This window comes from Mesorhizobium sp. M7A.F.Ca.CA.001.10.2.1 (assembly GCF_003998575.1).
In the GTDB taxonomy this organism is placed as follows: domain Bacteria; phylum Pseudomonadota; class Alphaproteobacteria; order Rhizobiales; family Rhizobiaceae; genus Mesorhizobium.
This window is the reverse complement of record NZ_RZQY01000813.1, coordinates 1-2328: the sequence shown is the minus strand read 5'-3', so window position 1 is coordinate 2328 and position 2328 is coordinate 1. Positions and strand designations below refer to the sequence as shown.

Here is a 2328-nt window from a genome sequence, read left to right as displayed (position 1 = left end):
CCATGGCGACACCCTGCCGGCCGTGCGCACCTCATTGGAGCGGTCTGCGGTGACCAGCACGGCCGCCGGCGGGCTCGAGATTGCGGTGATCAACAAACCGCTCAAACCAGCGGTGCTGCGCTCGATGATGGCCAGGGTCAGGCCGCTGGCACCGGCGGCCGAATAGCAGCAAAGGCGCCCGGTCTCAGCCCTGGTGTCCGAGGGTGGAGTCCTAGAGCATTTCACCGTTTCACGGAAAACGGCGATCTGCTCTAACTCTTTGTTTTAACGCAATTCTAAACGGAAAACCGCTTCACACTTTCCCTAGAATTGCTCTAGGCCAGGCCGTCGACCATCTGGGAACTGCGGAACCGGGGCCGTCCGGCATTGCCCGCCACAGGCGGACGATGCTCGCGAAAGGCCATTGCAAGCGTCCTCAGCGCCTCGCGGGACTTGGCGTCCGTCAGCGTCGAAAGCAGCACGATCTCGGAAGGCGGCAGCGCCGGCAGCCCGAATTTCCGGCTGACCTCGATGGTGCCGGATGGGGCAAGCCGGCAGGAAAATACCGAGGCTGCGAGGCCGGCCGAGACGGCTTCGGCAACGGCGAAAGAGCCGCAGCCGAGGAACACCTCCGTCCACGATATTCCGACAGCGTCGAGCGCGCGGGTGGTGATGTTACGAATACCGCAGGATGGCGAGGATGCCGCCAGGCGCAGCGGCTCGTCGGCCCGGTGGACGAAGTCGGGCGCGGCGTACCAGCCGAAATGTTCGGGCGCCAGCACTTCACCATCGCGCCGGTCGTCCTCCCGGCGGATGATCGCCGCGTCGATCTCACCGCGATCGAAAGCATCCAGCAGGTCGCGCGAATCATCGAGCCGCACTTCGATGGTGAGCGCCGGGTCATGCGCATTGAGCCGCGCCAGCAATGTCGGGACTTCCGCGCCTCCGACATGGGTGGCGATGCCCAGTGTGAAGCGGCGGCGCACCGAAGACAGGCTGGCAATGGCGCGATCGTGTGCCGCGAGGAAGTCGCGTGCGGGCTGGAGAAACACCGCGCCCTGCGCCGACAAGCGCACCAGCCGAGGCGTGCGCTCGATCAATTTCTGGCCGACGCGCTCTTCCAGCCGCTTCAGCTTCACGCTGATCGCCCCTTGTGTGCTGCCAAGAGCCTCGGCCGCACGCGTAAAGCTCTGAAGATCGGCGATGGCGACGAATGTTTTCACAGCGTCTACGTCCAGCGTCATGTCAGCTATCCGCACTTGTTGTCTCTGAAATAGCCAACCATGCAATTCTAATATGATCAAGCCTCGCCTACCCTGGGCCATACGCGCGCCGGGCGAGCTGCGATGGATTCGCCGATTGCCGACAAATACGTTCGAAAGGTTGAATCATGCCCACTGTATTGACCCGCCGAGGCATCGTGGTTCTGTTTGCCGCCTGCCTGGCATGCCTGATGTTCGGCCTGGAGATTTCAAGCGTTCCCACGATTCTGCCGACACTGGAGCAGGTTCTGCACGCCGACTTCAAGCAACTGCAATGGGTGATGAACGCCTATACGATCGCGGTCACGACGGTGCTGATGGCGGTCGGCACGATCGCCGATCGTTACGGGCACAAGCGTGTCTTTCTGGTCGCCATCGCCGCCTTCGGCCTGACATCACTGATCTGCGGCGTCGCCGAAAGCGTCTCCACGCTCATCGTCGCCCGGTTTCTGCAGGGCCTGAGCGGCGGTGCGATGCTGATCTGCCAGCTTGCCGTGCTGTCGCATGAATTCCGGGAAGGGCGCGAACGCGCCGTCGCATGGGGCTGGTGGGGCGTCATCTTCGGCACCGGCCTCGGCTTCGGCCCCATCATCGGCGGCGGCATCGTCGCGGTCTCGAGCTGGCAATGGGTGTTTCTTGTCCACGTGCCGGTTGCGGCGCTGGCGTTCGCCCTCGCTCTGATGGGCGTCCACGAATCGAAGGATCCACAGGCGGGCAAGCTCGACGTAGCAGGCATCCTGACGCTGTCGCCGTCGGTTTTCTGCCTCGTTTTCTACATCATCCAGGGGCCGGATCTGGGTTTCTCCAGCCCTGCCGCGCTGGCGATCCTCGGTATCTCGATAGTGAGCTTCATCGCCTTCCTCATTGCCGAGAAGGTCAGCCAGCGGCCGATGTTCGATTTCTCGGTCTTCCGAATCCGGCCCTTTTCGGGCGCCATCGTCGGCTCTGCCGCGATGAACCTCAGCTATTGGCCTTTCATGATCTACCTGCCGATCTGGTTCCACGCCGGGCTCGGCTATGACACCGTCTCCACCGGCCTTGCCCTGCTTGCCTACACGCTGCCGACGCTTGTGCTGCCGCCGTTGGC

General features: G+C 63.3%; 2 protein-coding genes. One reads left to right on the top strand and one right to left on the bottom strand.

The window, feature by feature from the left end:
• Positions 1-314: 314 nt before the first annotated feature.
• On the bottom strand, positions 315-1223 hold the full coding sequence (locus EN964_RS32080) for a LysR substrate-binding domain-containing protein (RefSeq protein WP_164748869.1): 909 nt from the start codon (positions 1221-1223) through the stop codon (positions 315-317).
• Positions 1224-1369: 146 nt separating this feature from the next.
• On the opposite strand from EN964_RS32080, the gene EN964_RS32075 reads away from it, so the two are divergent.
• The coding region (locus tag EN964_RS32075) for an MFS transporter (protein ID WP_127277248.1) at positions 1370-2328 on the top strand (959 nt) is incomplete at its 3' end.

What these genes read in the sequence shown, in the direction of transcription:
- EN964_RS32080 (WP_164748869.1), bottom strand. Translation starts at nt 1,223, where the DNA reads ATGACGCTGGACGTAGACGCTGTGAAAACATTCGTCGCCATCGCCGAT.